This window comes from Pseudomonas sp. PDM16 (assembly GCF_014851865.1).
Classification (GTDB): Bacteria; Pseudomonadota; Gammaproteobacteria; order Pseudomonadales; family Pseudomonadaceae; genus Aquipseudomonas.
In genome coordinates this window covers 322,324-344,295 of record NZ_JACVAM010000002.1, presented here as the reverse complement: position 1 = coordinate 344,295, position 21,972 = coordinate 322,324, and the positions used below count along the sequence as shown (strand labels likewise).

The window sequence follows — 21,972 nt, the reverse complement described above, 5'->3', positions numbered from 1 at the left end:
CCGGCTCCATCACACCATCTGATGGAGCAGGTCATGCGCACTACCAACGATCGTCCCCAACCTAACGGAGCTCGACTCCTGCTCGGGCTATTTGGCCTGGGCCTGGTGCTCATCGCGCTCTTCGGGCCTGCCGTTGAACAGCCCAGCCACTACCACGCTTTCGCCGACCAACGCGCCTTGCTCGGTATTCCGCATGCCATGGATGTACTGAGCAATCTGCCGTTCCTGCTCCTGGGGCTCTACGGCCTGGCTCGTCTGCCACGGATAAGCGAGCACCGCTGGCGTACCCTCGGTTTGTCACTGAGCCTTGGACTGCTGCTCACCTTCCTAGGCTCCAGCGCCTACCATCTCGCGCCTGTCGATACCGGCCTGATCTATGACCGCCTCGGCATGCTGGTGCTGTTCAGTGCCATCCTCGGAATGGCGACAGCCGACCGTCTCGGCTTCCGTGCAGCGGGAATGGCGCTGACCGCCGTATTGCTGGGTGGTGCGACCAGCCTGTGGGCCTGGTGGGTCCATGACAACCTGTTGCCATGGATCGTGCTTCAGGCAGGCGGCATGTTCCTGCTGGTACTGCTCGCGTGCTGCCAACCGCTACGCGGCAACCATGGCTTCAAGCTCGGCGCCTGCGTCGCCTGGTATGCGCTGGCCAAGTTGTTCGAGCTCGGGGATGCCAGCCTGTTTCACCTGAGTGGTGAGCTGCTGTCCGGTCACAGCGTCAAGCATCTGCTCGCCAGTCTCGCCGTGCTGCCGCTGCTGCTTCCACTGGCCCTGGCCAGGTCTGGCGCTACAGCTTTGGCCGCCACCGGTCGGCATCGCCGGAGTACAGCGCTTCCTGCAGACGTTTGAGCTCACCGCGCTGGGCAAAGCGGGACAGCTCTTCATTGAAACGATGGAGCAGCTCGTCGGCCGCCGGGTCGCCCTTGCGGAACAGCAAACGCAGCGGCTCGGTGTTGAGGTAGCGCGGGTGATGGGTGATGCCCTGCTCGCCAGGGAATAGACGGCGCAACATGGAGTAACCCACGGCGCGGTCCTGGGGGTGTAGGTCGATGCGCTTCAGTTCGAGCAGGCGGAAGGCGGTGTCTTCCTTGCTGTTCTGCTCGATGCGCAGCAGGCCTTTATTCAGGGCTCCATCGAACTCCGGCCCATAGGAATAGCCGAGGGTAGTTCCAATCCGGTAATCCTTCAGGTCTTCGACGCGGGTCCAATCGAACGGCAGGTCCTTGCGATGGAACAACACCACCTGCCCACGCACCAGCGGCTCGCTGCACACGCCATAATCCAGGCGAATCGGGCTGCAGCTGTAGGGCATGATGGCGTCCAGCATGCCCTGCTGCAGCATCAGCACGTTGCGATCCCACGGATAGAAGACGAACTCCACCTGGTAACCGGCAGCGGTGAACACGGCCTTGACCAACCGCACCAGGGCGCCACCATCCTCGCGATGCTGATCGACATAAGGCACCCAGTCGCCGGTGCCGACGCGCACCACCCGCTCGGCCAACGCCGACGAGCCACTCAGCAGCAGGCTCGCCAGGAGCAGCCAGCGAATCGACGAGAGGCCTGGGCGGGCCAGAGCGACAGACGAACGAAACATTGGTTTACCTCGTGCAATAGGGCGCTGGACGCATCCCTGAATGACGTGGTCGGACTATCTTCTTCTGAGCCTAGCCGATGGTCAGCCGCGTTGGCGCTGGGTAAGGCCACGAAGGAAGTTGCGCAGGAGCTGGTCGCCGCAGACACGGTAGTTCTTATGCTCCGGGCTGCGGAACAATGCACTGAGCTCTGCCTTGGTCATAGGCAGGTCGGCGGCACGAAGGATCTCGTGCATATCCTCGTCACGCAGCTCGAAGGCCACCCGCAGCTTCTTGAGGATGATGTTATTGGTCAGACGCTTGGCGACCGGTTGCGCCGGACGGCTGTCATCCTTGCCACGCTTGTGGAACACCAGGCCATCGAGGAAATGTGCCAGTACCTCGTCGCTGCAGGGCTGCTGGCCCTCCTCGTCGTCCTTCTTCAGCAGTGGCTCGACCGCGTCTGCCGCGAGCTCATAGCCGGCCAGGCGGCAGATATCGGCCACCTGAGCATCACTGATATCCAGCAGGTAGCGCAGGCTGCGCAGCACATCGTTGTTGTTCATGGAAAAAACTCATGGGCGCCACGGGGCGCGGGATAGAAAGAAGCTCAGGCAGAAGCGCCTGGCCGTTCGGACGGACGACGTGCGCCGGCCACCAGTTTGTCGACGATGCGGGCCGCCGCGGCCAAGCCGAAGCTGGCGGTGACCATCATCACCGCACCGAAGCCGCCGGCACAGTCGAGCTTGACGCCCTCACCGACGAAGCCCTTGGACTGACACACGGTACCGTCCGGCTTGGGGTAACGCAGTTGTTCGGTGGAAAACACACAAGGCACGCTGTAGGTACGCCCCGGCGTGCGGGAGAAGTTGTAGTCGCGACGCAGGGTGCTGCGTACCTTGGCGGCCAGCGGGTCGTTGAAGGTCTTGTTGAGGTCGGCGATCTGGATCTGCGTGGGGTCGACCTGGCCACCAGCGCCACCGGTGGTAACGATCTGGATCTTGCGCCGCTTGCACCAGGCGATCAGCGCTGCCTTGGCCGCCACGCTGTCGATACAGTCGATCACCGCATCCAGCTGCTCGGTGATGTATTCGGCCATGGTCTCGCGGGTGACGAAGTCGGCCACTGCATGCACGGTACAGGCAGGGTTGATCGCGCGGATGCGCGCGGCCATCTCGTCGACCTTGGCCTTACCCACGGCACCGTCGATGGCGTGGACCTGGCGATTGGTGTTGGTGATGCACACGTCGTCCAGGTCGAACAGCGAGATCTCACCGACTCCGGAGCGGGCCAGGGCCTCGGCTGCCCAGGAGCCCACACCACCGATGCCGACCACCGCCACGTGTGCCGCCGCCAGGCGCTCCAGCCCCTCACGCCCGTAGAGCCGGGCTATACCGCCGAAGCGCTGTTCGTCTGTCATCTCATAGCACCTTCAAAATCCGGCCCGCATTATACGGCGCTCCGCCACTGCACGCTCTCGTCACTCCACTCGCCATAAACCGATCAAGTGCATTGGCGGAACTCTGCGGGGAGCTGCGGGACCAAGCCAGTTGAGCGGCGACAGCCAGGGGCCAGCGATGCTATACAGGCCTATGGCCGCGGAGTAGCATGCGCGCCGACCGGCGTTCGCCGGCCCTTCCCTAGCATTCTTTCGGCGATCTCCAAGCAGCCATGCCAACGCGCAAACTCGGAATCAATCTGGTGGTCATCGTGGCAGTCGCCGCGCTCTGCACCGGCCTCTGGGCTCTCTATAACCGACCCGTGGACGCGCCGGACTGGCCGGAGCAGATCTCCGGTTTCTCCTACTCGCCGTTCCGCGTCGGGCAGAACCCGCAACAGAACATCTACCCGAGCGACGCCCAGATCCGCTCCGACCTGGAGCTGCTGAGCAAACAGACCGACAGCATCCGTACCTACTCGGTGGATGGCACGCTGGAGCACATTCCGCGCATCGCCGAAGAATTCGGCCTGCGTGTGACATTGGGTATCTGGATCGGCACCGACCTGGAGCGCAATGAGCGCGAGATCGCCAAAGGCATCGAGATCGCCAACAACTCGCGCAGCGTTGTCCGAGTGGCGGTCGGTAACGAGGCGCTATTCCGCAGCGAGGTCAAGGTGCCGGAACTGATCGCCTATATCGATCGGGTCCGTGCCGCGGTCAAGGTACCGGTGACCACCTCCGAGCAGTGGCACATCTGGCAGGACCACCCGGAACTGGCCGAACACGTCGACCTGATCGCCGCGCACGTGCTGCCCTACTGGGAGTTCGTGCCGATGGAGGACTCGACCGACTTCGTCATCGAGCGTGCCAAAGACATGCGTCGGCTGTTCCCGAAGAAGCCGCTACTGCTGTCCGAGGTCGGCTGGCCGAGCAACGGCCGCACCCGCGGCGGCGCCGAGGCGGACCAGGCCGAGCAGGCCGTGTACCTGCGTACCCTGGTCAACCAGCTCAACGCCAAGGGTTACAACTATTTCGTCATCGAGGCCTTCGACCAGCCGTGGAAGGCCAGCGACGAGGGCTCGGTCGGTGCCTACTGGGGCGTGTACAACCTCGATCGCCAGCCCAAGTTCGCCTTCGAGGGCCCGATCATCGCCATTCCGCAGTGGCACATGCTGGCCGTGGCCTCAGTGGTCATGGGCCTGCTGGCCCTGGCACTGATGCTGATCGACGGCAGCTCGCTGCGTCAGCGCGGCCGTACCTTCCTGACCTTCGTCGCCTTCGTCGGCGGCTCCGTCCTGGTGTGGATTGCCTACGACTACAGCCAGCAATACAGCACCTGGTTCAGCCTCACCGTCGGTGGCCTGCTCGGCATCGGCGCGCTGGGAGTATTCATCGTCCTGCTCACCGAAGCCCACGAGCTGGCCGAGACCGCCTGGGTTCGCAAGCGGCGCCGGCCATTCCTGCCGGTCATGGCCGACACCGCCTACCGGCCCAAGGTATCGATCCACGTGCCCTGTTACAACGAACCGCCGGAAATGGTGAAGCAGACCCTGGACGCCCTGGCGGCCCTGGACTACCCGGACTACGAAGTCATCATCATCGACAACAACACCAAGGACCCGAAGGTCTGGGAGCCGGTCGAGGCCTACTGCCAGCAGCTTGGCGAGCGCTTCCGCTTCTTCCACGTGGCGCCCATCGAAGGCTTCAAGGGCGGCGCGCTGAACTACATCCTGCCGCACACGGCGCCGGATGCCGAAGTGATCGCGGTGATCGACTCCGACTACTGCGTGAACAAGAACTGGCTCAAGCACATGGTGCCGCACTTCAGCGATCCGCAGATCGCCGTGGTGCAGTCCCCGCAGGACTATCGCGACGGTGACGAAAGTACCTTCAAGAAGCTCTGCTACGCCGAGTACAAGGGCTTCTTCCACATCGGCATGGTCACCCGCAACGACCGCGACGCGATCATCCAGCACGGCACCATGACCATGATCCGCCGCAGCGTGATGGACGAGCTGAAGTGGGCCGACTGGACCATCTGCGAAGATGCCGAGCTGGGCCTGCGCGTGTTCGAGAAGGGCTACTCCGCGGCCTACGCCCACGAGAGCTTCGGGCGCGGCCTGATGCCGGACACCTTCATCGACTACAAGAAGCAGCGCTTCCGCTGGGCCTACGGCGCCATCCAGATCATGAAGGGCCACGCACGCAGCCTGTTCCGTGGGCAAGGCTCGGAGCTGACCCGTGGCCAGCGCTACCACTTCATCGCCGGCTGGCTGCCGTGGATCGCCGATGGCCTGAACATCTTCTTCACTGTCGGCGCCCTGCTCTGGTCGGCCGCGATGATCATCGTGCCAAACCGCGTCGACCCGCCGCTGATGATCTTCGCCATCCCGCCGCTGGCGCTGTTCTTCTTCAAGTTCGGCAAAATCATGTTCCTCTATCGCAAGGCGGTGGGTGTCGACCTGGCACGTTCGTTCCAGGCAGCCATCGCCGGCCTGGCGCTATCGCACACCATCGCCAAGGCCGTGCTGTACGGGACCTTCACCAAGACCATCCCGTTCTTCCGTACGCCGAAGATGGCCAGCAACCACGGCATCATGGTGGCCCTGGCCGAGGCCCGCGAAGAGGTGTTCGTCATGCTCCTGCTGTGGGGCGCGGCGATCGGCATCAGCTTCGCCCAGGACATCGGCAACGCCGACGTGAAGTTCTGGGTCGCGACCCTGCTGGTGCAGTCTCTGCCGTACCTGGCGGCGCTGATGATGGCCCTGCTGTCTTCTCTGCCCAAGCCGCAGGCAAAGGACGCTGGCGAGCCGGCTGGCGCGGCCTGATCGCACATCGCCCGTCGAAACGGCGGCCCAGTGTCTTCGGACCCTGCGCCGCCGTTTTGCTTTAGAATGACGGCCTTTTTCGCCTATCGCCGCACCGGAGCTGCAATGACCACCCTCTCCCCCACCCTCGAGCTCGCCTGCGACCTGATCCGCCGCCCGTCCGTGACCCCGGTCGACGAAGGCTGCCAGGAGCTGATGATGCGCCGCCTGGCCGCACTCGGCTTCGCGGTGGAGCATATGCGCATCGAGGAAGTGGAGAACTTCTGGGCCAAGCGTGGTGGTCGCGATGGCGCCCAGGGCCCCGTGCTGTGCTTCGCCGGCCACACCGACGTGGTCCCAACCGGCCCGCTGGAAGCCTGGCAGTACCAGCCGTTCGACGTGCGCGTGGACGACGAAGGCATGCTCTGCGGCCGTGGCGCGGCGGACATGAAAGGTAGCCTGGCGTCGATGATCATTGCCGTGGAGCGCTTCGTCGCCGATCACCCGAACCACAAGGGCGCCATCGCCTTCCTCATCACCAGCGACGAAGAAGGCCCGGCCCACCACGGCACCAAGGCCGTGGTCGAGCGCCTGCGCGAACGTGGCGAGCGCCTGGACTGGTGCATCGTCGGCGAACCCTCCAGCACCACCCTGCTCGGTGACGTGGTGAAGAACGGCCGCCGCGGCTCCCTCGGTGCCACCCTCACCGTCTACGGCAAACAGGGCCACGTGGCCTACCCGCACCTGGCCAAGAACCCCATCCATCTGGCCGCCGGCGCCCTGGCCGAACTGGCCGCCGAGCACTGGGACGACGGCAACGCCTACTTCCCACCGACCAGTTTCCAGGTGTCCAACCTCAACTCCGGCACCGGCGCCACCAACGTGATCCCCGGCGAGCTGAAGGCGGTATTCAACTTCCGCTTCTCCACCGAGTCGACCGTCGAAGGCCTGCAGCAGCGCGTCAACGCCATCCTCGACAAACACGGCCTGGACTACCTCATCGACTGGGCCCTGTCTGGCCTGCCGTTCCTCACCCAGCCAGGCGAACTGCTCGACGCCGTGGCCGCCAGCATCAAGTCCGTCACCGGCCGCGAGACCACGCCATCCACCTCCGGCGGCACCTCGGACGGGCGCTTCATCGCCACCTTGGGCACGCAGGTGGTCGAGCTGGGTCCGGTCAACGCCACCATCCACCAGATCAACGAGCGCGTGCTGGCCAGCGACCTGGACCTGCTCACCGAGGTCTACTACCAAACCCTGGTGAAGTTGTTGGCATGAGCCTGACCTGCCCGATCTGCCAGGCGCCGCTGAGCCAGGTCGACAACGGCCTGGCCTGCCCGGCAGGCCACCGTTTCGACCGCGCGCGCCAGGGCTACTACAACCTGCTGCCGGTGCAGCACAAGAACAGCCGTGATCCGGGTGACAACCAGGCCATGGTCGAGGCGCGCCGGCGCTTCCTCGACGGCGGCCACTACGCGCCGTTGGCCAAGCGCCTGGCCGAGCTGGCCGCCGAACGCCGCCCGCGCACCTGGCTGGATATCGGTTGTGGCGAGGGCTACTACACCGCACAACTCGCCGAGATGCTGCCCGAAGCGGACGGTTATGCCCTGGACATCTCCCGCGAGGCGGTGAAGCGCGCCTGCAAGCGTGCGTCGCAGCTGAGCTGGCTGGTGGCGAGCATGGCTCGCGTGCCCCTGAGCGATGCCAGTTGCGACCTGCTGGCCAGCGTGTTCAGCCCGCTGGACTGGCAGGAAGCCCTGCGCCTGCTCAAGCCTGGCGGCGGCCTGCTGCGCATGGGCCCGACCCGCGTGCACCTGATGGAACTGCGGCAGAAGCTGTATGACGAAGTCCGCGACTACGACGACCAGAAGCACCTGGAGCTGATCCCCGCGGGCATGCGCCTGGCCCACAGCGAAACCATCAGCTTCCCGCTGCTGCTGGCCAATGCCCAGGCCCGCGCCGACCTGCTGGCGATGACCCCACACGGCTGGCGCGCCAGCGCCGAACGCCGCACGGCGGTGATCGCCGAAGATTTCGAAGTTACCGTCGCCATTCGCTACGATTGGATCGAGAAAATTTAGGGACACACCCATGCGCCAACCCGATATCGAGATCTACCTCAAAGACGCCAGTCAGGACGCCATCACTGCCTGGCTGAACGAGGCCATCGGCCCGTGCAGCGAGTGGCAGCAGCGCGGCCAGATCTTCAAGTGCCAGGCCGGCGCGATTCCCGTGGTATTCCTGCCCAAGGCCGTGGGCAAGTGGCACAGCCTGATGCTGGAGAGTGGCGCCACGCCATGGGCCGACGACGTCAGCTGCGCCCATGCCGCCTTCGCTGCGCTCGGTGTGGAAGTGCGCTGCTCCACCGGTGGCTGGAGCGAAGAACAGGGCGAAGAGGACGCCGACCGCTGGATCAAGGTCAACGCCGAGGGCGAGCAGGAGTTTATCTGGCGCACGGAGTGAGAGCCTTCTTGGCGACTCTCTGCTCCCTCACCCCAACCCTCTCCCAAGGGGAGAGGGAGTAAAAAGCCCGAAAAGCAAAAGGCCCGTCGATGACGGGCCTTTTGTTGTGCAGCGAGGCCTTCAGGCCTTGGCCACGTCTTCCGCCTGCAGGCCCTTTTGGCCTTGGATCACGGAGAACTCGACCTGCTGGCCTTCAACCAGAGAACGGTGACCCTCGCCACGGATGGCGCGGTAGTGGACGAATACGTCCGGACCGCTTTCGCGTTGAATGAAGCCATACCCCTTGGAATCATTGAACCACTTGACGGTTCCGACCTCACGATCAGCCATTACCACTTCCCTCGATTCTCGGTTTTTGTTGTTAGGCGGTCGGCGCATCCGTTCTTCGTTCCGATCCCGGCAAACTAGCCTGGAGACGTATTCCGAATGGTGCGCAGATGCGACCGCCTCGCGAGTATAAAACAAGCGTTCGTCTTGCCAAGGGATTTTTTAGGCCAGCTGAAAGCCCCACCACACAAGGGTTACAGCCACTTTACGTCACTCCGCACCGAGCAGATCGGTCAGCTTTTTCGCCAAGCTTTGGTACTGGTGTGCCTCCAGGCGATAGGCCCAACCGGCACGCGCCGGCAACTCGACCGCGAGCAGATCGCTGCTCGGATCGAGCACCAGCCAGTACTGCTCGGCCTTGCTATACAGGCTGCCCTTGAGGTGCCGACCGCCGAAGGTGGTGAGGTCGAACTGCAGCGCCGGGGTGCCGGTGAAACTCACCTGCGCCAGCGGCGCGGCGTCGCTGAAACGCAGGTCGGCGAAGAACAGCCCGGCGCCATTGGCCGCACCGTCGAACGCCAGCCGCTTGCCCTTGGGCAGATCGCGCACCTGCAGGTTGATGTCCTCGATCTTGTCGCGGAACAACTTCAGTTGCTCGCCACTGGCATGGCGCATTTCCAGCGTATGGATTTCAGCAAAGGGCACGGCGGTGACACGGCGATCCAGCCAAGCCAGCTCGGTGGGTGGCAGCTCGATGCGCTGGTTGACCAGCCAGCTCTGCGCCTCGTCGGCGCGGCGCACCAGTTGACCGTCCTGCTGACCGGGCTTGCCGATCAGCAGTTGCAACGGCTGCTCGCCCTGCTCCAGCTTGATACGAATACCCTGCTGCTCGGCGTCGCCCTTGTCGGCCAGACCGAGGCGCCCGTACAGCTCGGGATTGGTGGTGCGCGGCTCGACCTTGCGCGCCTCGACCAGGGCATTGAGCAACTGGTTGGCTACGCCCTGATCGGCCGGATAGCCAGCCTTGGCCGGCAGCACCCAGCCCTGCTCGCCGCGCTGCAGACGCACCAACGGCTGGCCGGCACGCTGCACTTCGATGGCCTTGACCTGCGCAACCTGCAGCCCCGGCAACCAGCGCTCGGCCTGGGCCGGCACCGGTGGCCTGCTTACCTGACGAGTGAAGTACCAGCCGGCCACCAGGGCCAGCACCAGCACGGTCAGGATGGACAGGGTTCTGCGATTCATGGCGTTGCTCTCCTCGCTCTGAAGGATGGGTGTTGAACGGAGCGAGCGGAGAGTGGTTGGAGGAGCAAGGGCCTCGGCCATGCCGGCGTGACGCCCTCGCCTTTCACCGGGAGAGGTTCACTCGCGCAGAAGCCTGATGACCTCGGCACGGCTCTCGTCCGGCTGCGCACTCTGCAACCGCTCCGCTACTTGCAATGGCGTCTGCCACTCGCTGTCCGGCTTGGCCTTGTCGGCGCCGTGTTCGAGAAGAAACGCGACATTGTCCGCCTGATTCAGGATGACCGCACTGTGCAGGGCCGACTGGGTTCGATCACCTGGCCCCGGGCGGACATCGGCATTCACGTCCAGGCCCTTGTCGATGAACCGCTCGGCCAGTTCGAACTTGCCGGGAGCACCGGACTCCAGCACGAATGCCAGGCCACCACCGGCCTGCAGGTCATCGATGTCGTTCTGGTTCATACGGAAGCGCAGCAGGTACTGGCGGCACAGGGGCGCCGGAATGGCGAAACCCGTACCCGGCTCGCTGCACAGCACGAGCTGCTCAACACGGAAGTTGCCTATCGCGTAGAACGCCATGCCCGCGCCGATCGCGAGCAACAGGACGAGCGCACCGAATATCCGCTTAATCATGCCACCCCGCCCTGGCCGGTAGGCCTCCAAGCAACGGCGAGCTGGTTGCGATAGCGCACCGCGCTCGCCTGCGCGGTGTGCAGGTAGGTGCGGAATCGCCGGCTCATCTCCACGCGCACCGACTCGTATATCTTCGCGTCCATCAGGTCGCCGGCCCTGGCGTGGTTGAACCAGTGCTTGGCTGCCTTCTTGCCGAAGCCCTTGATCAGCTTGCCCGCGTTCGCGCCCGAACGACCCAGGCTGGAAAAGAGCGCCTCGACGTAGCCCATCGCGTAGGTGGCGTCGATGCCCGTCACCAGCAGTGCCTGGGCGAAGGAGCGGAGCTGATCGTTGACGGCCATGGCGTCGATATGCGCGCCATCGTGGGGAAAGAAGAACTTCAACGCGATACGGGTTTCATTCTCGTCGAGGACGAGTTCATTGCCGCTAAACGAGCGCAGATAGATATCGGCTGCCATGGAAACCTTCCTTGGGTAGGGGCAGGGATAGGAGCGGCCGAGCATAGTCGAGCGGAAAACGTCAGGCGTGGGAGCGAATCACATCTCTGCCCGCCGCAATCCCGGGGAAAGGGCAAAACGCCCCTTCCCCGGTAAACTCACACGACCTTGCGCCGGCGCCACAACCACAGGGCGAGCACGCCGAGGGTCAGCAGCAGCGGCACGGCGAGGATGTTGGCCAGCTTGAGGGTGCGGCCCAGGTCCTCGATCTGCGCGTTGAGCTGGAAGCGCACCTCACGCAGCTCCTTGCGGATGCGCAGCTTCTCGGCGATGAACTGCTGCACCGTGGCCTGCTGCTCAGGCGTCAGCTCCAGAGGCTTGCTCGGGTCCTGCTGTTGCAGCGAGGCGAGCTGCTGGTCGGTCTCGGCCAGGCGCTTCTGCAGGTCCTCTTCCTTGACCCGGAACTGCGCCTCGGCCTCGCGCTGCAGCGCCTCGACCACCTCGAACGGACGGCTGAAGCGGCCGCGCGAACGCACACTGATCAGCGCATCGCTGCCGGACAGGTTGTCCAGCGCGTTGATGGCAAAGCCGGCGTTATCGGCGAACGGCTGCGGCACGCGCTGGCCGAAGAAGTCCTGCACCTGCACCCACATGCGGTCGGTGAGCAGGTCGGTGTCGGCCACGGCGATCACGTTGATGTTCTCCGCCGACTTCAGGCCGTCCTTTTGCCCCTCGATGCCCTCGGGGAAGGCGGACTGTGCCGGACCGCTGATGCGTGCGGCGATGGCATAGCGCTCGCCGGTCGGCTCCAGGTCGCGGATCAGCTCTTCCGGATTGGCCAGGGTGGCGAAGCGCGCGGCGTCGAACGGCATGGCGTACTCGGAGCTCTGCAGCAACGGTACGAACTGGGTCTTGGCGCCCTCGATCGACTCGAGGATACCGGCAGTGGCGATGTTCAGGCTCTCCAGACCGGAGGTGGCCACGTCGTCTTGGTTCATCGCCCGCTGCGGCAGTGCCAGCCAGGCGGCATGGCGCGCCGGGCGCTGGCCCTGGCCCATGCTCACCGACAGCGCGTAGGAGCCGTCGCCGAGTACCTTGTCCGGCACCATGCGTACGCCCCAGGCCTTGAACAGCGGCTCCAGGTCGGAGGCCTTGCCCTGGTCGTCACCCGGCAGCATCGGCGGCGCGTTGTCCGCCTCGCTGAGCGGGTCGACGAACACCAGCAGCTTGCCGCCACGCAGGACGAACTGGTCGATGGCGTACAGGGTCGGCTCCGGCAGGCTCTTCGGGTGGACCAGCAGCAGTACCGAGACCTCGTCCGGAATCTTGTCGATGCCGGCCTTGAGGCTGTCGATCTTGAACAGCTGGCGCACCTCCTCCATCACCATCCAGGGCGCCATCGGCTGGCGCGCCATCATGTCGAAGCCACCGTTGAGCTGCAGCCCGGAGAGCAGGCCGACCACCGGACGCTCCGGCTTGGCAAGGCCCTGCACCAGCTGGCTCAGCTGGTATTCGAGGAACTCTTCCTGATCCAGCGGGAAGAACGGGATGACCTGCTTGTCGTCCACCGCGTTGGTGCCAGCCAGACCGAAATAGATCTGCTCGCCGGTCTGGTTCGCCGGCACGGCCTGCAGGCCGAAGCCGGCAGCCTTGTCCTCGTCCTCGGAGAAGGGCTCGGGGTCGATGATGTGCAGCTTGATCTTGCCGTTCGCCGCTCGCTCGTAGGCCTTGAGCATCTCCTCCACACGCACCGCGTAGTTGCGCAGTACGGCCAGGTCACGGGCGGCCTTGTCGGAGTAGAAGAAGTACAGGTTGATCGGCTCGTCCAGCTCGCCAAGGATGCGCTCGGTGCCTTCGGAAATGGTGTAGAGCTTCTGCTCGGTCAGGTCCAGGCGCACATTGCCCAGGCCCAGGGCCGAGAGCATGTTGAAGGCCAGGAAGGCCACGGCGATCAGCAGCAGGCCAGCGCCGGAATACATCAGTTTCTTCATGGTCAGTCAGCCTTCTTCAGATCGACCACGATGGCGGTGGCAGCCAGCCAGGCGCCCATCAGGGTGATGAAATAGAGCAGGTCGCGCAGGTCGATCACGCCCTTGCTGATCGCGTCGAAGCGGGTCAGGAAGGACAGCGAGGCGACCGCGTCGACAGCCCACTGCGGCGCCCAGGCCAGTGCATCGAGCACCATCGGGAAGCCGCTGACGATGAACAGGAAGCAGGCACTGACGGCGAGGATGAAGGCGATCACCTGGTTCTTTGCCAGGGCCGACATGCACGAGCCGATGGCGAGGTACGAGCCCGCCAGCAGCCAGCTGCCGAAGTAGCCGGTGAAGATCGCGCCGTTGTCCGGCTCACCCAGGTAGTTGACCGTGATGATCATCGGGAAGGTCAGCAGCAGGGCGATGCCGGCGAATACCCAGGCGGCGAGAAACTTGCCCAGCACCGCTTCGGCGCGGGTGATCGGCAAGGTCATCAGCAGTTCGATGGAGCCGGACTTGCGCTCCTCGGCCCACAGGCGCATGGCGATGGCCGGCACTAGGAACAGGTACAGCCAGGGGTGAAAGTTGAAGAACGGCGACAGGTCCGCCTGGCCGCTCTCGTAGAAGCCGCCAAGGTAGAAGGTGAAGACCCCGGACAGCACCAGGAAGATCAGGATGAACACATAGGCGAGCGGCGTGGCGAAATAGCTGGCCAGCTCGCGCTTGAAGATCACGGGCAACTGCTTCATGCCACCTCTCCCCGGGTCAGGCTGCGGAACACTTCATCGAGCCGGCCGCGTTCCACGTCCAGCTCCGTCACTTGCCAGCCACGCTGGCGGATCAGCTCATTCACCTGCGGGAAGATCACCTGGCCAGGCGCGGCCACCAGGGTCAGGCTGCCCTCGGCGTTGTCTTCCACGGCGATCACACCTGGCAGCGCGGCCAGGGCCTCGCGATCCACTTCGCCAGCGGCGACCAGGGTCACCGCCTGGTGGTAGCGCGAACGGCTCTCCAGCTCCAGCGGCGTGCCATCGGCTACCACTTTGCCAGCGGCGATCACCACGGCGCGGGTGCACACGGCCGACACCTCTTCGAGGATGTGGGTGGAGATGATCACGATCTTGTCCTTGGCCAGGCTCTGGATCAGCTGGCGCACCTGGTGCTTCTGGTTCGGGTCGAGGCCGTCGGTGGGCTCATCGAGGATCAGTACCTTGGGATCATGCAGGATCGCCTGGGCCAGGCCGACGCGGCGCTTGAAGCCCTTGGACAGGGTCTCGATGCTCTGCTCCAGCACATGCTGCAGCTCCACCTGGGCCACCGCACGCAGCACGCGCTGCTTCTTCTCGGCGCCGCGATAACCACGAACTTCCGCGATGAATTCGAGGAAGCCGCGCACCGTCATGTCGCCATAGCAGGGCGCGCCTTCCGGCAGGTAGCCGATCTGCTGCTGGGCTTTGAGGGTGTCACGCTGGATGTCGAAGCCGAGAATGCTGGCGGTGCCGGAGGTCGGCGCCAGGAACCCGGTGAGCATCTTCATGGTGGTGGATTTACCGGCCCCGTTAGGGCCGAGAAAGCCCAGCACTTCCCCCTGCTGGACCTGAAAACTGAGGCCATCAACGGCCGCATGTTGGGCAAAACGCTTGGTTAGATTTTTTATTTCGATCATGGCTCTCGTCCCGACGGGAGATGCCCCGGGCCATGCTGACCTCGGGGGCCCTGCAAACGCCGGCGGACTATAAAAGTCGACCTGCGGCATGGCAAGACAGCCGCTTTTAGGAAAAGTTGCAGCGCCCCAGGGCGCTATCGCTGACAACAGACTACAGGCCAGCAATGGCGCGCCCTCCGGTGAACACTTGTACCCGCACGTCTTTTGCCGCGAAGGGTCGAATACGGCACACTAGCCCCCCCGAGCGCTTGCTCGTTTTCACAGCCGCAATCTATGACCCGCTCCCCACTCCGCCGCCTCGCTTTTGGTGCCCTGCGTCGCCTGCTCTTCCTCTGGGTACGCTCGGAAACCATCAACCAGTCGTCTTTCAACCTGCGCCTGGATCGGGGCAAGCCGGTGTTCTACGTGCTGCAGCAACCCTCGGCGGCAGACCTGGCGGTGGTGGATAGGGAATGCAGCAAGGCCGGCCTGCCGCGCCCGGTGCTGCCAGTGGAGCTCGGGGGCCAGATGGAGCCGGCCGGTTTCTTCTACCTGACCCGCTCACCGAGCTGGTTCGGCGGTCATGACAAGCGCGGCGCGCCGCCGACCCTGCAACGCATCCTCGCCAACCTCGACAGCAACGCCCTGGATGACGCGCAGATCGTCCCGGTCAGCGTGTTCTGGGGCCAGTCGCCGGACCGCGAGACCAGCCCATGGAAATTGCTGTTCGCCGACACCTGGGCCGTCACCGGGCGCCTGCGCAAGCTGGTCAGCATCCTGATCCTCGGCCGCAAGACCCGCGTGCAGTTTTCCGCACCTATCCACCTGCGCGAACTGCTCGACCAGAACAAGGGCCGCGAGCGCACCCTGCGCATGGTCCAGCGCATCCTGCGCGTGCACTTCCGCAACCTGAAGACCGCCGTGATCGGCCCGGACGTGTCGCACCGGCGCAACCTGGTGAAAGGCCTGATCCACGGCCCGCTGGTGCGCCAGGCTATCCGCGAGGAGATGGAGCGCGAGAAGATCAGCCAGGAAAAGGCCGAGGCCCAGGCCCTGCGCTACGGCAACGAGATCGCCTCGGACTACACCTACACCGCCATCCGCTTCCTCGAGACCGTACTCTCTTGGTTCTGGAACAAGCTGTACGAAGGCATCCAGGTCAACCACTTGGAAGCGGTGCGCGACATCGCCCATGGTCACGAGATCATCTACGTGCCCTGCCACCGCAGCCACATCGACTACCTGCTGCTGTCCTACCTGCTGTTCCGCAACGGCCTGACGCCGCCGCACATTGCCGCCGGCATCAACCTCAATATGCCGGTTGTAGGAGGGATATTGCGCCGTGGCGGCGCCTTCTTCATGCGCCGCACCTTTAAGGGCAACCCGCTGTACACGGCGGTGTTCAACGAATACCTGCACACCCTGTTCAGCAAGGGCTTCCCGGTCGAGTACTTCGTCGAGGGCGGTCGCTCACGCACCGGCCGCACCCTGCAGCCGAAGACCGGCATGCTGGCCATCACCCTGCGCAGCTTCCTACGCTCGAACCGTCTGCCGATCGCCTTCGTGCCGGTCTACATCGGCTACGAGCGCGTACTCGAAGGCCGCACCTACCTGGGCGAGCTGCGCGGCGCGGCGAAAAAGAAGGAGTCGATCTTCGACATCTTCAAGGTCATCGGCGCCATCCGTCGCCAGCGCTTCGGCAGCGTACGGGTCAATTTCGGCGAGCCGATCAAGCTGGCCGAGTTCCTCGACCACGAGCAGCCGGACTGGCGCACCCAGGATTACGGCGATCAGTACCGCCCCGAGTGGCTGAACCGCACCACCAATCGCCTCGGCGAGCGCGTGGCGCAGCACCTCAACGAGGCGGCGGCGATCAACCCGGTCAACCTGGTTGGTCTGGCCCTGCTCTCCACCAGCAAGCTGGCCCTGGACGAGAAGGCTCTAGCCCGCGTACTCGACTTATATCTGGCGCTGCTACGCAAGGTGCCCTACTCGCCCCACGCCACCCTGCCGGAGGGCAACGGTCAGGACCTGATCCGCTACGTGCAGAGCATGGACCTGCTGGCCGAGCAGAAGGACGCCCTCGGCAAGATCCTCTATCTGGACGAGCAGAATGCCGTCCTGATGACCTACTACCGCAACAACGTGCTGCACGTGTTCGCCCTGCCCGCCCTGCTGGCCAGCTTCTTCCTCAGCAGCTCGCGCATGAGCCGCGAGCAGATCCTACGTTACGTCGGCGCGCTCTACCCGTACCTGCAATCGGAGCTGTTCATTCGCTGGTCCGTCGACGAACTGGAAGGCGTGATCGATCAGTGGCTGGAGGCCTTCGTCGAACAGGGCCTGCTGCGCCAGGAAGACGACATGTACGTGCGCCCGGCGCCCAGCTCGCGCCAGTTCGTCCTACTCACCCTGCTAGCCCGGGCCATCGTGCAGACCCTGCAGCGCTTCTACATGGCCACCGCCCTGCTGCTCAACGCCGGGCAATACGCTCTGAGCGCAGAAGAACTGGAAAACCTCTGCGTGGTCATGGCCCAGCGCCTGTCGATCCTGCACGGCCTCAATGCGCCGGAGTTCTTCGACAAGAGCCTGTTCCGCCACTTCATCCAGACCCTGCTCGACCAGGGCGTGCTGCGCCAGAACGGCGAAGGCAAGCTCAGCCACCACCCGCAGCTCACCGAACTGGTGGAAGGCGTGGCCAAGCGCGTGCTGCCGGCAGAGATTCGCCTGTCGATCCGCCAGGTGGCACTGGAGCGCGGCGAAGAAAACGAGGAACCGACCTAAGCGCCATAACCCGAGACGGGCCGCAGCATGCCGCCCACTCGATGGCTCGGCAGCTACTTCCGCTGCCGGCGAGGGTCGAGATCAGAGTACGTTCGGCTCTATTTCGAGGAAAACGCCGAACCGTTGCAGGATGTCGGCCTGTATTTGCCTGGCCAACCCCAGCAACTGTGTTCCGGTCGCCGAACCATGGTTGACCAGCACGAGCGCCTGCAGGCGATGCACACCGGCATCGCCCTCGCGGAAGCCTTTCCACCCTGCCCGCTCGATCAACCAGCCGGCCGCGAGCTTGACCTGACATTCACCAGCCGGATAGCTGACCAGGTCGGCATGCTCGGCGTGGATACGTTCGGCCAGCTCTGCCGGTACCACCGGATTCTTGAAGAAGCTGCCGGCGTTGCCCAGCTCGGCCGGATCGGGCAGTTTTTCGCTGCGAATGGCACAGATGGCCCGGCTGACATCGCGCGCCGTCGGCGCCTCGATGCCCTCCTGCTGCAGGCGCTGGCGCACCGGACCGTAGTCCAGGTGCAAAGTCGTCGCCCGGCTCAGGGCGAAACGCACACGCAGGATCAGCCAGCGTCCCGGCTGCTGCTTGAACAGGCTGTCGCGATAGGCGAAGGCGCACTCTTCCAGGTCGAACTCGCGCAACTCACCTGTCTGGCGATCCAGCGCGGTCAGCCCAGCGAACACGTCCTTGATCTCCACGCCATAGGCACCGATGTTCTGCATCGGCGCGGCACCGACGGTGCCAGGGATCAGGCTGAGGTTCTCCAGGCCGGAGAGGCCCTGTTCCAGGGTCCAGAGCACAAAGGGATGCCAGGGCTCGCCCGCCTCCGCCTCCACCACGACCCGCTCACCATCGTCGGCCAGGATGCGCAGGCCGCGACTGGCGATGCGCAATACCAGAGCCTCGACATCGCCGGTCAGCAGCAGGTTGCTGCCACCACCGATGGGCAGCAGCGGCAGGCCCCGGCGCTCGGCCTCGGCCAGCGCCTGGCGAATATCATCGTCATCTCGCGCCTCGGCAAACAGCCGCGCCCCGACATCCACACCGAAGGTATTGAACGGCTTGAGGGAAAACGCTTCGTTGAGCTGCAGACTCACAGGCGCCCCTTGATCTCGGTGAGCAGCGCGTCGCTGGCCTGCTCGATCATGTCCAGCACCTGCTCGAAGCCGTCTGCCCCACCGTAATAGGGATCGGGCACCTCATCCAGCGCCAGCTGGTAGCGGCGCAGGAACAGATCGAGTTCGGCACCACCGGAGGAGGGCCGCAGCGCCTGCAGACGTGCCAGGTTGTCGTGATCCATGGCCAGGATCAGGTCGAAACGCTGGAAGTCCTCACGCTGCACCTGGCGCGCACGCAGGCTCGACAGGTCGTAGCCGCGGCCCAGAGCGGCCTGACTGGAGCGACCATCCGGCGCCTTGCCCACATGCCAGTCGCCGGTGCCGGCGGAATCCACCGTCACCCGCTCATGCAGACCGGCCTGCAGCAGGCGATGGCGAAACACGCCCTCGGCCGTGGGCGAGCGGCAGATATTGCCCATGCAGACAAACAGGACGCGCATCAAGCCCCCAGCAGGCGGCGCACCCGCTCCAGGTCTTCCGGCGTGTCGACTCCGGCTGCCGGCGCTTCCAGGGCGTCAGCCACGTGGATGCGCACGCCATGCCACAGAGCGCGCAGCTGCTCCAGACATTCGGTGTCTTCCAGCCAGCACGGGCCCCAAGCCACGAAGTCATGCAGGAAGCCGGCGCGGTAGGCGTAGATGCCAATGTGGCGGCGGTATGGCACGCCATCCGGCAGCACGTCGCGGCTCTTGGCGAAGGCATCACGGGCCCAGGCCAGTGGGGCGCGGCTGAAGGTCAGGGCCAGGCCGGTCTTGTCCGACACCACCTTGACCACATTGGGGTTGAACAGCGCAGTGACGTCTTCGATCGGCTCGGCCAGGGTGGCGATACCGGCCTGTGGATTGGTAGCCAGGTTGGCAGCCACCTGATCGATGATACTCGGCGGAATCAACGGCTCGTCGCCCTGAACGTTGACCACGATGGCATCGTTGGCCAGCCCCAGCTGAGTGGCTACTTCGGCCAGGCGGTCGGTGCCGGAGTTGTGGTCGACACGGGTCATCAGCACTTCGGCGCCGAAGGCCTGGCAGGCTTCGAGGATGCGCGCATCGTCGGTGGCCACCACCACGCGGGTGGCGCTGCTCTTCTTGGCCTGTTCCCAGACGTGCTGGACCATCGGCTTGCCAGCGATGTCCTGCAGCGGCTTGCCAGGCAGGCGACTGGAGGCGTAGCGCGCGGGAATCACAACGGTGAAGGCAGTCATCTACTTGTCCAGGCGCTCATCGGTGGTCAGGGTGCGCGCCTCGCTCTCCAGCATCACCGGGATGCCGTCGCGAATCGGGTAGGCCAGACCGGCGCCCTTGCTGATCAGCTCGGACTTGTCTTCGGAAAGCTGCAGCGGGCCCTTGCACACCGGGCAGGCCAGGATGTCGAGCAGTTTGGGGTCCATGGGGAATCCTCGGAGAGGTGGAAAAACGCGAAAACTCAAGGTCGGGCGGACGGCAGGCGATCCAGGCGCTCATCGAACCAGGCGACAAAGGCCGGAGACGGCGCCGCATCCACCGCCAAGTACCACCAGTCGGCGGCGGCGAAGGCCCGACATTTCACCGCATCCTTCTCGGTCATCAGCAGCGGCAGCGCCGGGCTGAATTGCAGGGCCTCGGGACTGTAGCTGGCGTGGTCGGCGAAGGGATGCGCGATCGGCCGCCAGTTTAGCGCTTCGAGGGTGTTGAAGAAACGCTGCGGGTTGCCGATGCCGGCCACCGCATGGACCTGCTGGCCCGGCGCGAAGTGATCGAGACCGACCCGCTCACCGCTCAGCAGATTGACCAGGGCGGTCGGCCGCAGCTGCAGGGCGTAGCCCTCCTCGCCATCCTCGGCCGCGCCGTTGCGCAGCACCGCGTCGACTTCGGCCAGGCGCTCCGCCGGCTCGCGCAGGGGGCCGGCCGGCAGGCAACGACGATTGCCCAGGCCACGCGCGGCATCGATCAGCACCAACTCGATATCCCGCGCCAGGCGGTAATGCTGCAGGCCGTCATCACTGAGGATCAGGTCGAGCGACTCCTGCTCCAGCAGTGCCTGCACGGCTCGGGCACGTTGCGGGTCGATCACCAGCGGCACGCCACTGCGCTGGACGATCAGCAGCGGCTCGTCGCCGGCATGGCTCGCCGGATCTTCGGCACGCACTCGCCAGGGCAGCTGCGGCGGCGTCGCGCCATAACCACGACTGACCACGCCGACGCGCAGGCCACGGGCGCGGCAGTGTTCGATCAGCCAGAGAATCATGGGGGTCTTGCCGGTACCACCGACGGTGACGTTGCCGACGACCAGCACCGGCACGGGCGAGTGATAGATGTCGCCCTCGCCGGCCAGGAAGGCGCGGCGCTTGCCCTGCACCACCCGCCGGTACAACCATTCCAGCGGGCGCAGCAGGGTCAGGGCGGGATGACCGCCGTACCAGGCGGCGGTCAGCCGGTCGGCGAGGCTCAAGGCTTGGCCTCGGCCTCGACCGTGGTGATGCGCAGGTGGGAGAAGCCCATCTTGCCGGCGGCATCCATGGCGGTGATCACTGCCTGGTGTGGTGTCTTGGCGTCGGCGCTGATGGACAAGGGCAGACTGTTATCGCCTTCGGACTCCTTGCCCAGCGCCGTCATCAGGCCATCCAGATCGCTCTTCAGCAGCGGTTTGCCATTGAGCGAATAGCTGCCTTCGGCACTGATCAGCACTTCCATCTGCTTCAGCGCGGTGTCTTCCGGCGGCGTGCCGCTGGCGGCCTCCGGCAGGTCGACCTTGAGCTGGGTCTCACGGGTGAAGGTGGTGGTGACCACGAAGAACAACAGCAGGATAAACACCACGTCGATCAGCGACGCCAGGTTGATCTCGACGTTGTTCTCCCGCTGTTTGCGCCGGAACTTCACGCCTTCTTGACCTCTTTGCGAGATTCCTTCGGCGCGGGAGCGCTGCCGTTGCCCAGGTCGACGTCACGGTCGCCCTGCACCACTTCCACCAGCTTGATCGCCTCCTGCTCCATGCCGACCACCAGCTCATCGACGCGACGCACCAGGAAACGGTGGAAGAACAGCGCCGGGATGGCCACGAACAGACCAGCGGCGGTGGTGATCAGAGCCTTGGCGATACCACCGGCGAGCACCGAGGCGTTGGCCATGCTGGTGCCCATGAAGGCGCTGAAGATATCGATCATGCCCAGCACGGTACCGAGCAGGCCGAGCAGCGGCGCGATACCGGCGATGGTGCCGAGAGTGTTGAGATAGCGCTCGAGGTCATGGATGACGCGGGCGGCAGCCTCCTCGATGCACTCCTTCATGATCTCGCGACCATGCTTGGAGTTGGCCAGGCCGGCGGCGAGGATCTGCCCCAGCGGAGAGTTGGCGCGCAGCTCCTTGAGCTTGTCGTTGGTGAGCTTCTTTTCCTTGATCCACAGCCACACCTGGCCCAGCAGATGAGGCGGCGCGATACGGGCGGCGCGAAGGGTCCAGAGACGCTCGGCGGTGATGGCGGCGGCGACGATAGAACTCAGAATGATCGGCAGCATCATCCAGCCGCCAGATTTGACCAGCTCCCACACGGTAGAGAATCCCCCTCGGAAAAGTGGCGCCACTCTAGCATAGGGTCACGTCGACGCAGAC

At 64.9% G+C, this 21,972-nt stretch carries 23 protein-coding genes; 6 read left to right on the top strand and 17 right to left on the bottom strand.

Annotated features, from left to right (window positions below; all coding sequences use genetic code 11):
- Nucleotides 1–33: 33 nt before the first annotated feature.
- On the top strand, nt 34–849 hold the full coding sequence (locus IB234_RS08095) for a hypothetical protein (RefSeq protein WP_192316333.1): 816 nt from the start codon (nt 34–36) through the stop codon (nt 847–849).
- On the opposite strand, the gene IB234_RS08090 is transcribed toward IB234_RS08095, so the two are convergent.
- From IB234_RS08090 to tcdA, 3 genes are all read right to left on the bottom strand, one after another.
- Complete coding sequence (locus IB234_RS08090; RefSeq protein WP_192316331.1) at nt 788–1,597, bottom strand: substrate-binding periplasmic protein; 810 nt, start codon at nt 1,595–1,597, stop codon at nt 788–790. The two genes, IB234_RS08095 and IB234_RS08090, sit on opposite strands and share 62 nt — an antisense overlap.
- An 81-nt stretch (nt 1,598–1,678) precedes the next feature.
- Nucleotides 1,679–2,140, bottom strand: coding sequence for a DUF1456 family protein (locus tag IB234_RS08085; protein WP_192316329.1), 462 nt, complete (start codon nt 2,138–2,140; stop codon nt 1,679–1,681).
- Nucleotides 2,141–2,184: 44 nt separating this feature from the next.
- Nucleotides 2,185–2,994, bottom strand: coding sequence for a tRNA cyclic N6-threonylcarbamoyladenosine(37) synthase TcdA (tcdA, locus tag IB234_RS08080; RefSeq protein WP_192316326.1), 810 nt, complete (start codon nt 2,992–2,994; stop codon nt 2,185–2,187).
- Nucleotides 2,995–3,245: 251 nt separating this feature from the next.
- Between tcdA and IB234_RS08075 the strand changes: the two genes are divergently transcribed.
- The 4 genes from IB234_RS08075 (at nt 3,246) to IB234_RS08060 (ending at nt 8,285) form a co-directional block, all read left to right on the top strand.
- On the top strand, nt 3,246–5,843 hold the full coding sequence (locus tag IB234_RS08075) for a glycosyltransferase (protein WP_192316324.1): 2,598 nt from the start codon (nt 3,246–3,248) through the stop codon (nt 5,841–5,843).
- A 66-nt stretch (nt 5,844–5,909) separates the two neighbouring features.
- Nucleotides 5,910–7,100: a succinyl-diaminopimelate desuccinylase gene (dapE, locus tag IB234_RS08070; RefSeq protein ID WP_192316322.1), complete on the top strand. Its 1,191-nt coding sequence runs from the start codon at nt 5,910–5,912 to the stop codon at nt 7,098–7,100.
- Nucleotides 7,097–7,903, top strand: coding sequence for a putative RNA methyltransferase (locus tag IB234_RS08065; RefSeq protein WP_192316319.1), 807 nt, complete (start codon nt 7,097–7,099; stop codon nt 7,901–7,903). Before dapE ends, IB234_RS08065 begins: the two co-directional genes overlap by 4 nt.
- A gap of 10 nt (nt 7,904–7,913) precedes the next feature.
- The gene (locus IB234_RS08060; protein WP_192316317.1) at nt 7,914–8,285 is read left to right on the top strand and encodes a hypothetical protein; all 372 of its coding nucleotides are present in this window, start codon (nt 7,914–7,916) and stop codon (nt 8,283–8,285) included.
- 120 nt (nt 8,286–8,405) lie between these two features.
- Here IB234_RS08060 and IB234_RS08055 read toward each other — a convergent pair whose 3' ends face one another.
- The 7 genes from IB234_RS08055 to IB234_RS08025 all read right to left on the bottom strand — a co-directional run bounded on the left by IB234_RS08055 (nt 8,406) and on the right by IB234_RS08025 (nt 14,506).
- Entirely contained in the window at nt 8,406–8,615 is a 210-nt protein-coding gene (locus IB234_RS08055) for a cold-shock protein (protein ID WP_192316315.1), read from the bottom strand.
- A 207-nt stretch (nt 8,616–8,822) separates the two neighbouring features.
- Entirely contained in the window at nt 8,823–9,797 is a 975-nt protein-coding gene (locus tag IB234_RS08050; protein WP_192316313.1) for a DUF4340 domain-containing protein, read from the bottom strand.
- A gap of 117 nt (nt 9,798–9,914) precedes the next feature.
- Nucleotides 9,915–10,427: a hypothetical protein gene (locus tag IB234_RS08045; RefSeq protein ID WP_192316311.1), complete on the bottom strand. Its 513-nt coding sequence runs from the start codon at nt 10,425–10,427 to the stop codon at nt 9,915–9,917.
- Nucleotides 10,424–10,885 carry a hypothetical protein gene (locus tag IB234_RS08040; RefSeq protein WP_192316309.1) on the bottom strand — a complete coding sequence of 154 codons (462 nt, stop codon included), beginning with the start codon at nt 10,883–10,885 and terminating at the stop codon, nt 10,424–10,426. The genes IB234_RS08045 and IB234_RS08040 overlap by 4 nt, the downstream gene beginning before the upstream one ends.
- 137 nt (nt 10,886–11,022) lie before the next feature.
- Entirely contained in the window at nt 11,023–12,855 is a 1,833-nt protein-coding gene (locus IB234_RS08035) for a GldG family protein (protein WP_192316306.1), read from the bottom strand.
- A gap of 2 nt (nt 12,856–12,857) precedes the next feature.
- Nucleotides 12,858–13,589, bottom strand: coding sequence for an ABC transporter permease subunit (locus IB234_RS08030; protein WP_192316304.1), 732 nt, complete (start codon nt 13,587–13,589; stop codon nt 12,858–12,860).
- Nucleotides 13,586–14,506, bottom strand: a complete 921-nt coding sequence (locus tag IB234_RS08025; RefSeq protein ID WP_192316302.1) for an ABC transporter ATP-binding protein — start codon at nt 14,504–14,506, stop codon at nt 13,586–13,588. The genes IB234_RS08030 and IB234_RS08025 overlap by 4 nt, the downstream gene beginning before the upstream one ends.
- A 273-nt stretch (nt 14,507–14,779) precedes the next feature.
- On the opposite strand from IB234_RS08025, the gene plsB reads away from it, so the two are divergent.
- Nucleotides 14,780–17,266 (top strand): glycerol-3-phosphate 1-O-acyltransferase PlsB, encoded by a 2,487-nt coding sequence (gene plsB, locus IB234_RS08020; RefSeq protein WP_192316299.1) that lies wholly within the window; start codon nt 14,780–14,782, stop codon nt 17,264–17,266.
- Between the two features lie 81 nt (nt 17,267–17,347).
- On the opposite strand, the gene murB is transcribed toward plsB, so the two are convergent.
- Genes murB through IB234_RS07985 form a run of 7 tightly spaced genes read right to left on the bottom strand, consistent with a single transcriptional unit; the run spans nt 17,348 to nt 21,911 of the window.
- Nucleotides 17,348–18,367 (bottom strand): UDP-N-acetylmuramate dehydrogenase, encoded by a 1,020-nt coding sequence (gene murB / locus IB234_RS08015; RefSeq protein ID WP_192316297.1) that lies wholly within the window; start codon nt 18,365–18,367, stop codon nt 17,348–17,350.
- Nucleotides 18,364–18,828 carry a low molecular weight protein-tyrosine-phosphatase gene (locus IB234_RS08010; RefSeq protein WP_192316294.1) on the bottom strand — a complete coding sequence of 155 codons (465 nt, stop codon included), beginning with the start codon at nt 18,826–18,828 and terminating at the stop codon, nt 18,364–18,366. The genes murB and IB234_RS08010 overlap by 4 nt, the downstream gene beginning before the upstream one ends.
- Nucleotides 18,828–19,589 (bottom strand): 3-deoxy-manno-octulosonate cytidylyltransferase, encoded by a 762-nt coding sequence (gene kdsB, locus IB234_RS08005; RefSeq protein ID WP_192316292.1) that lies wholly within the window; start codon nt 19,587–19,589, stop codon nt 18,828–18,830. The genes IB234_RS08010 and kdsB overlap by 1 nt, the downstream gene beginning before the upstream one ends.
- Nucleotides 19,590–19,775, bottom strand: coding sequence for a Trm112 family protein (locus IB234_RS08000; protein ID WP_137971807.1), 186 nt, complete (start codon nt 19,773–19,775; stop codon nt 19,590–19,592).
- Nucleotides 19,776–19,810: 35 nt separating this feature from the next.
- Nucleotides 19,811–20,815, bottom strand: coding sequence for a tetraacyldisaccharide 4'-kinase (gene lpxK / locus IB234_RS07995; RefSeq protein WP_192316290.1), 1,005 nt, complete (start codon nt 20,813–20,815; stop codon nt 19,811–19,813).
- Nucleotides 20,812–21,243: an ExbD/TolR family protein gene (locus tag IB234_RS07990; RefSeq protein WP_192316287.1), complete on the bottom strand. Its 432-nt coding sequence runs from the start codon at nt 21,241–21,243 to the stop codon at nt 20,812–20,814. The genes lpxK and IB234_RS07990 overlap by 4 nt, the downstream gene beginning before the upstream one ends.
- Entirely contained in the window at nt 21,240–21,911 is a 672-nt protein-coding gene (locus IB234_RS07985; protein ID WP_192316285.1) for a MotA/TolQ/ExbB proton channel family protein, read from the bottom strand. The genes IB234_RS07990 and IB234_RS07985 overlap by 4 nt, the downstream gene beginning before the upstream one ends.
- Nucleotides 21,912–21,972 lie beyond the last annotated feature (61 nt).

Coding starts and splice junctions, on each gene's coding strand:
- IB234_RS08060 (WP_192316317.1), top strand. CDS start 7,914: ATGCGCCAACCCGATATCGAGATCTACCTCAAAGACGCCAGTCAGGAC.
- IB234_RS08065 (WP_192316319.1), top strand. CDS start 7,097: ATGAGCCTGACCTGCCCGATCTGCCAGGCGCCGCTGAGCCAGGTCGAC.
- IB234_RS08075 (WP_192316324.1), top strand. CDS start 3,246: ATGCCAACGCGCAAACTCGGAATCAATCTGGTGGTCATCGTGGCAGTC.
- IB234_RS08035 (WP_192316306.1), bottom strand. CDS start 12,855: ATGAAGAAACTGATGTATTCCGGCGCTGGCCTGCTGCTGATCGCCGTG.
- IB234_RS08085 (WP_192316329.1), bottom strand. CDS start 2,140: ATGAACAACAACGATGTGCTGCGCAGCCTGCGCTACCTGCTGGATATC.
- plsB (WP_192316299.1), top strand. CDS start 14,780: ATGACCCGCTCCCCACTCCGCCGCCTCGCTTTTGGTGCCCTGCGTCGC.
- IB234_RS08010 (WP_192316294.1), bottom strand. CDS start 18,828: ATGCGCGTCCTGTTTGTCTGCATGGGCAATATCTGCCGCTCGCCCACG.
- IB234_RS08050 (WP_192316313.1), bottom strand. CDS start 9,797: ATGAATCGCAGAACCCTGTCCATCCTGACCGTGCTGGTGCTGGCCCTG.
- IB234_RS08045 (WP_192316311.1), bottom strand. CDS start 10,427: ATGATTAAGCGGATATTCGGTGCGCTCGTCCTGTTGCTCGCGATCGGC.
- IB234_RS08095 (WP_192316333.1), top strand. CDS start 34: ATGCGCACTACCAACGATCGTCCCCAACCTAACGGAGCTCGACTCCTG.
- IB234_RS08040 (WP_192316309.1), bottom strand. CDS start 10,885: ATGGCAGCCGATATCTATCTGCGCTCGTTTAGCGGCAATGAACTCGTC.
- tcdA (WP_192316326.1), bottom strand. CDS start 2,994: ATGACAGACGAACAGCGCTTCGGCGGTATAGCCCGGCTCTACGGGCGT.
- dapE (WP_192316322.1), top strand. CDS start 5,910: ATGACGGCCTTTTTCGCCTATCGCCGCACCGGAGCTGCAATGACCACC.
- kdsB (WP_192316292.1), bottom strand. CDS start 19,589: ATGACTGCCTTCACCGTTGTGATTCCCGCGCGCTACGCCTCCAGTCGC.
- IB234_RS08025 (WP_192316302.1), bottom strand. CDS start 14,506: ATGATCGAAATAAAAAATCTAACCAAGCGTTTTGCCCAACATGCGGCC.
- IB234_RS08030 (WP_192316304.1), bottom strand. CDS start 13,589: ATGAAGCAGTTGCCCGTGATCTTCAAGCGCGAGCTGGCCAGCTATTTC.
- IB234_RS08055 (WP_192316315.1), bottom strand. CDS start 8,615: ATGGCTGATCGTGAGGTCGGAACCGTCAAGTGGTTCAATGATTCCAAG.
- IB234_RS08090 (WP_192316331.1), bottom strand. CDS start 1,597: ATGTTTCGTTCGTCTGTCGCTCTGGCCCGCCCAGGCCTCTCGTCGATT.
- IB234_RS08000 (WP_137971807.1), bottom strand. CDS start 19,775: ATGGACCCCAAACTGCTCGACATCCTGGCCTGCCCGGTGTGCAAGGGC.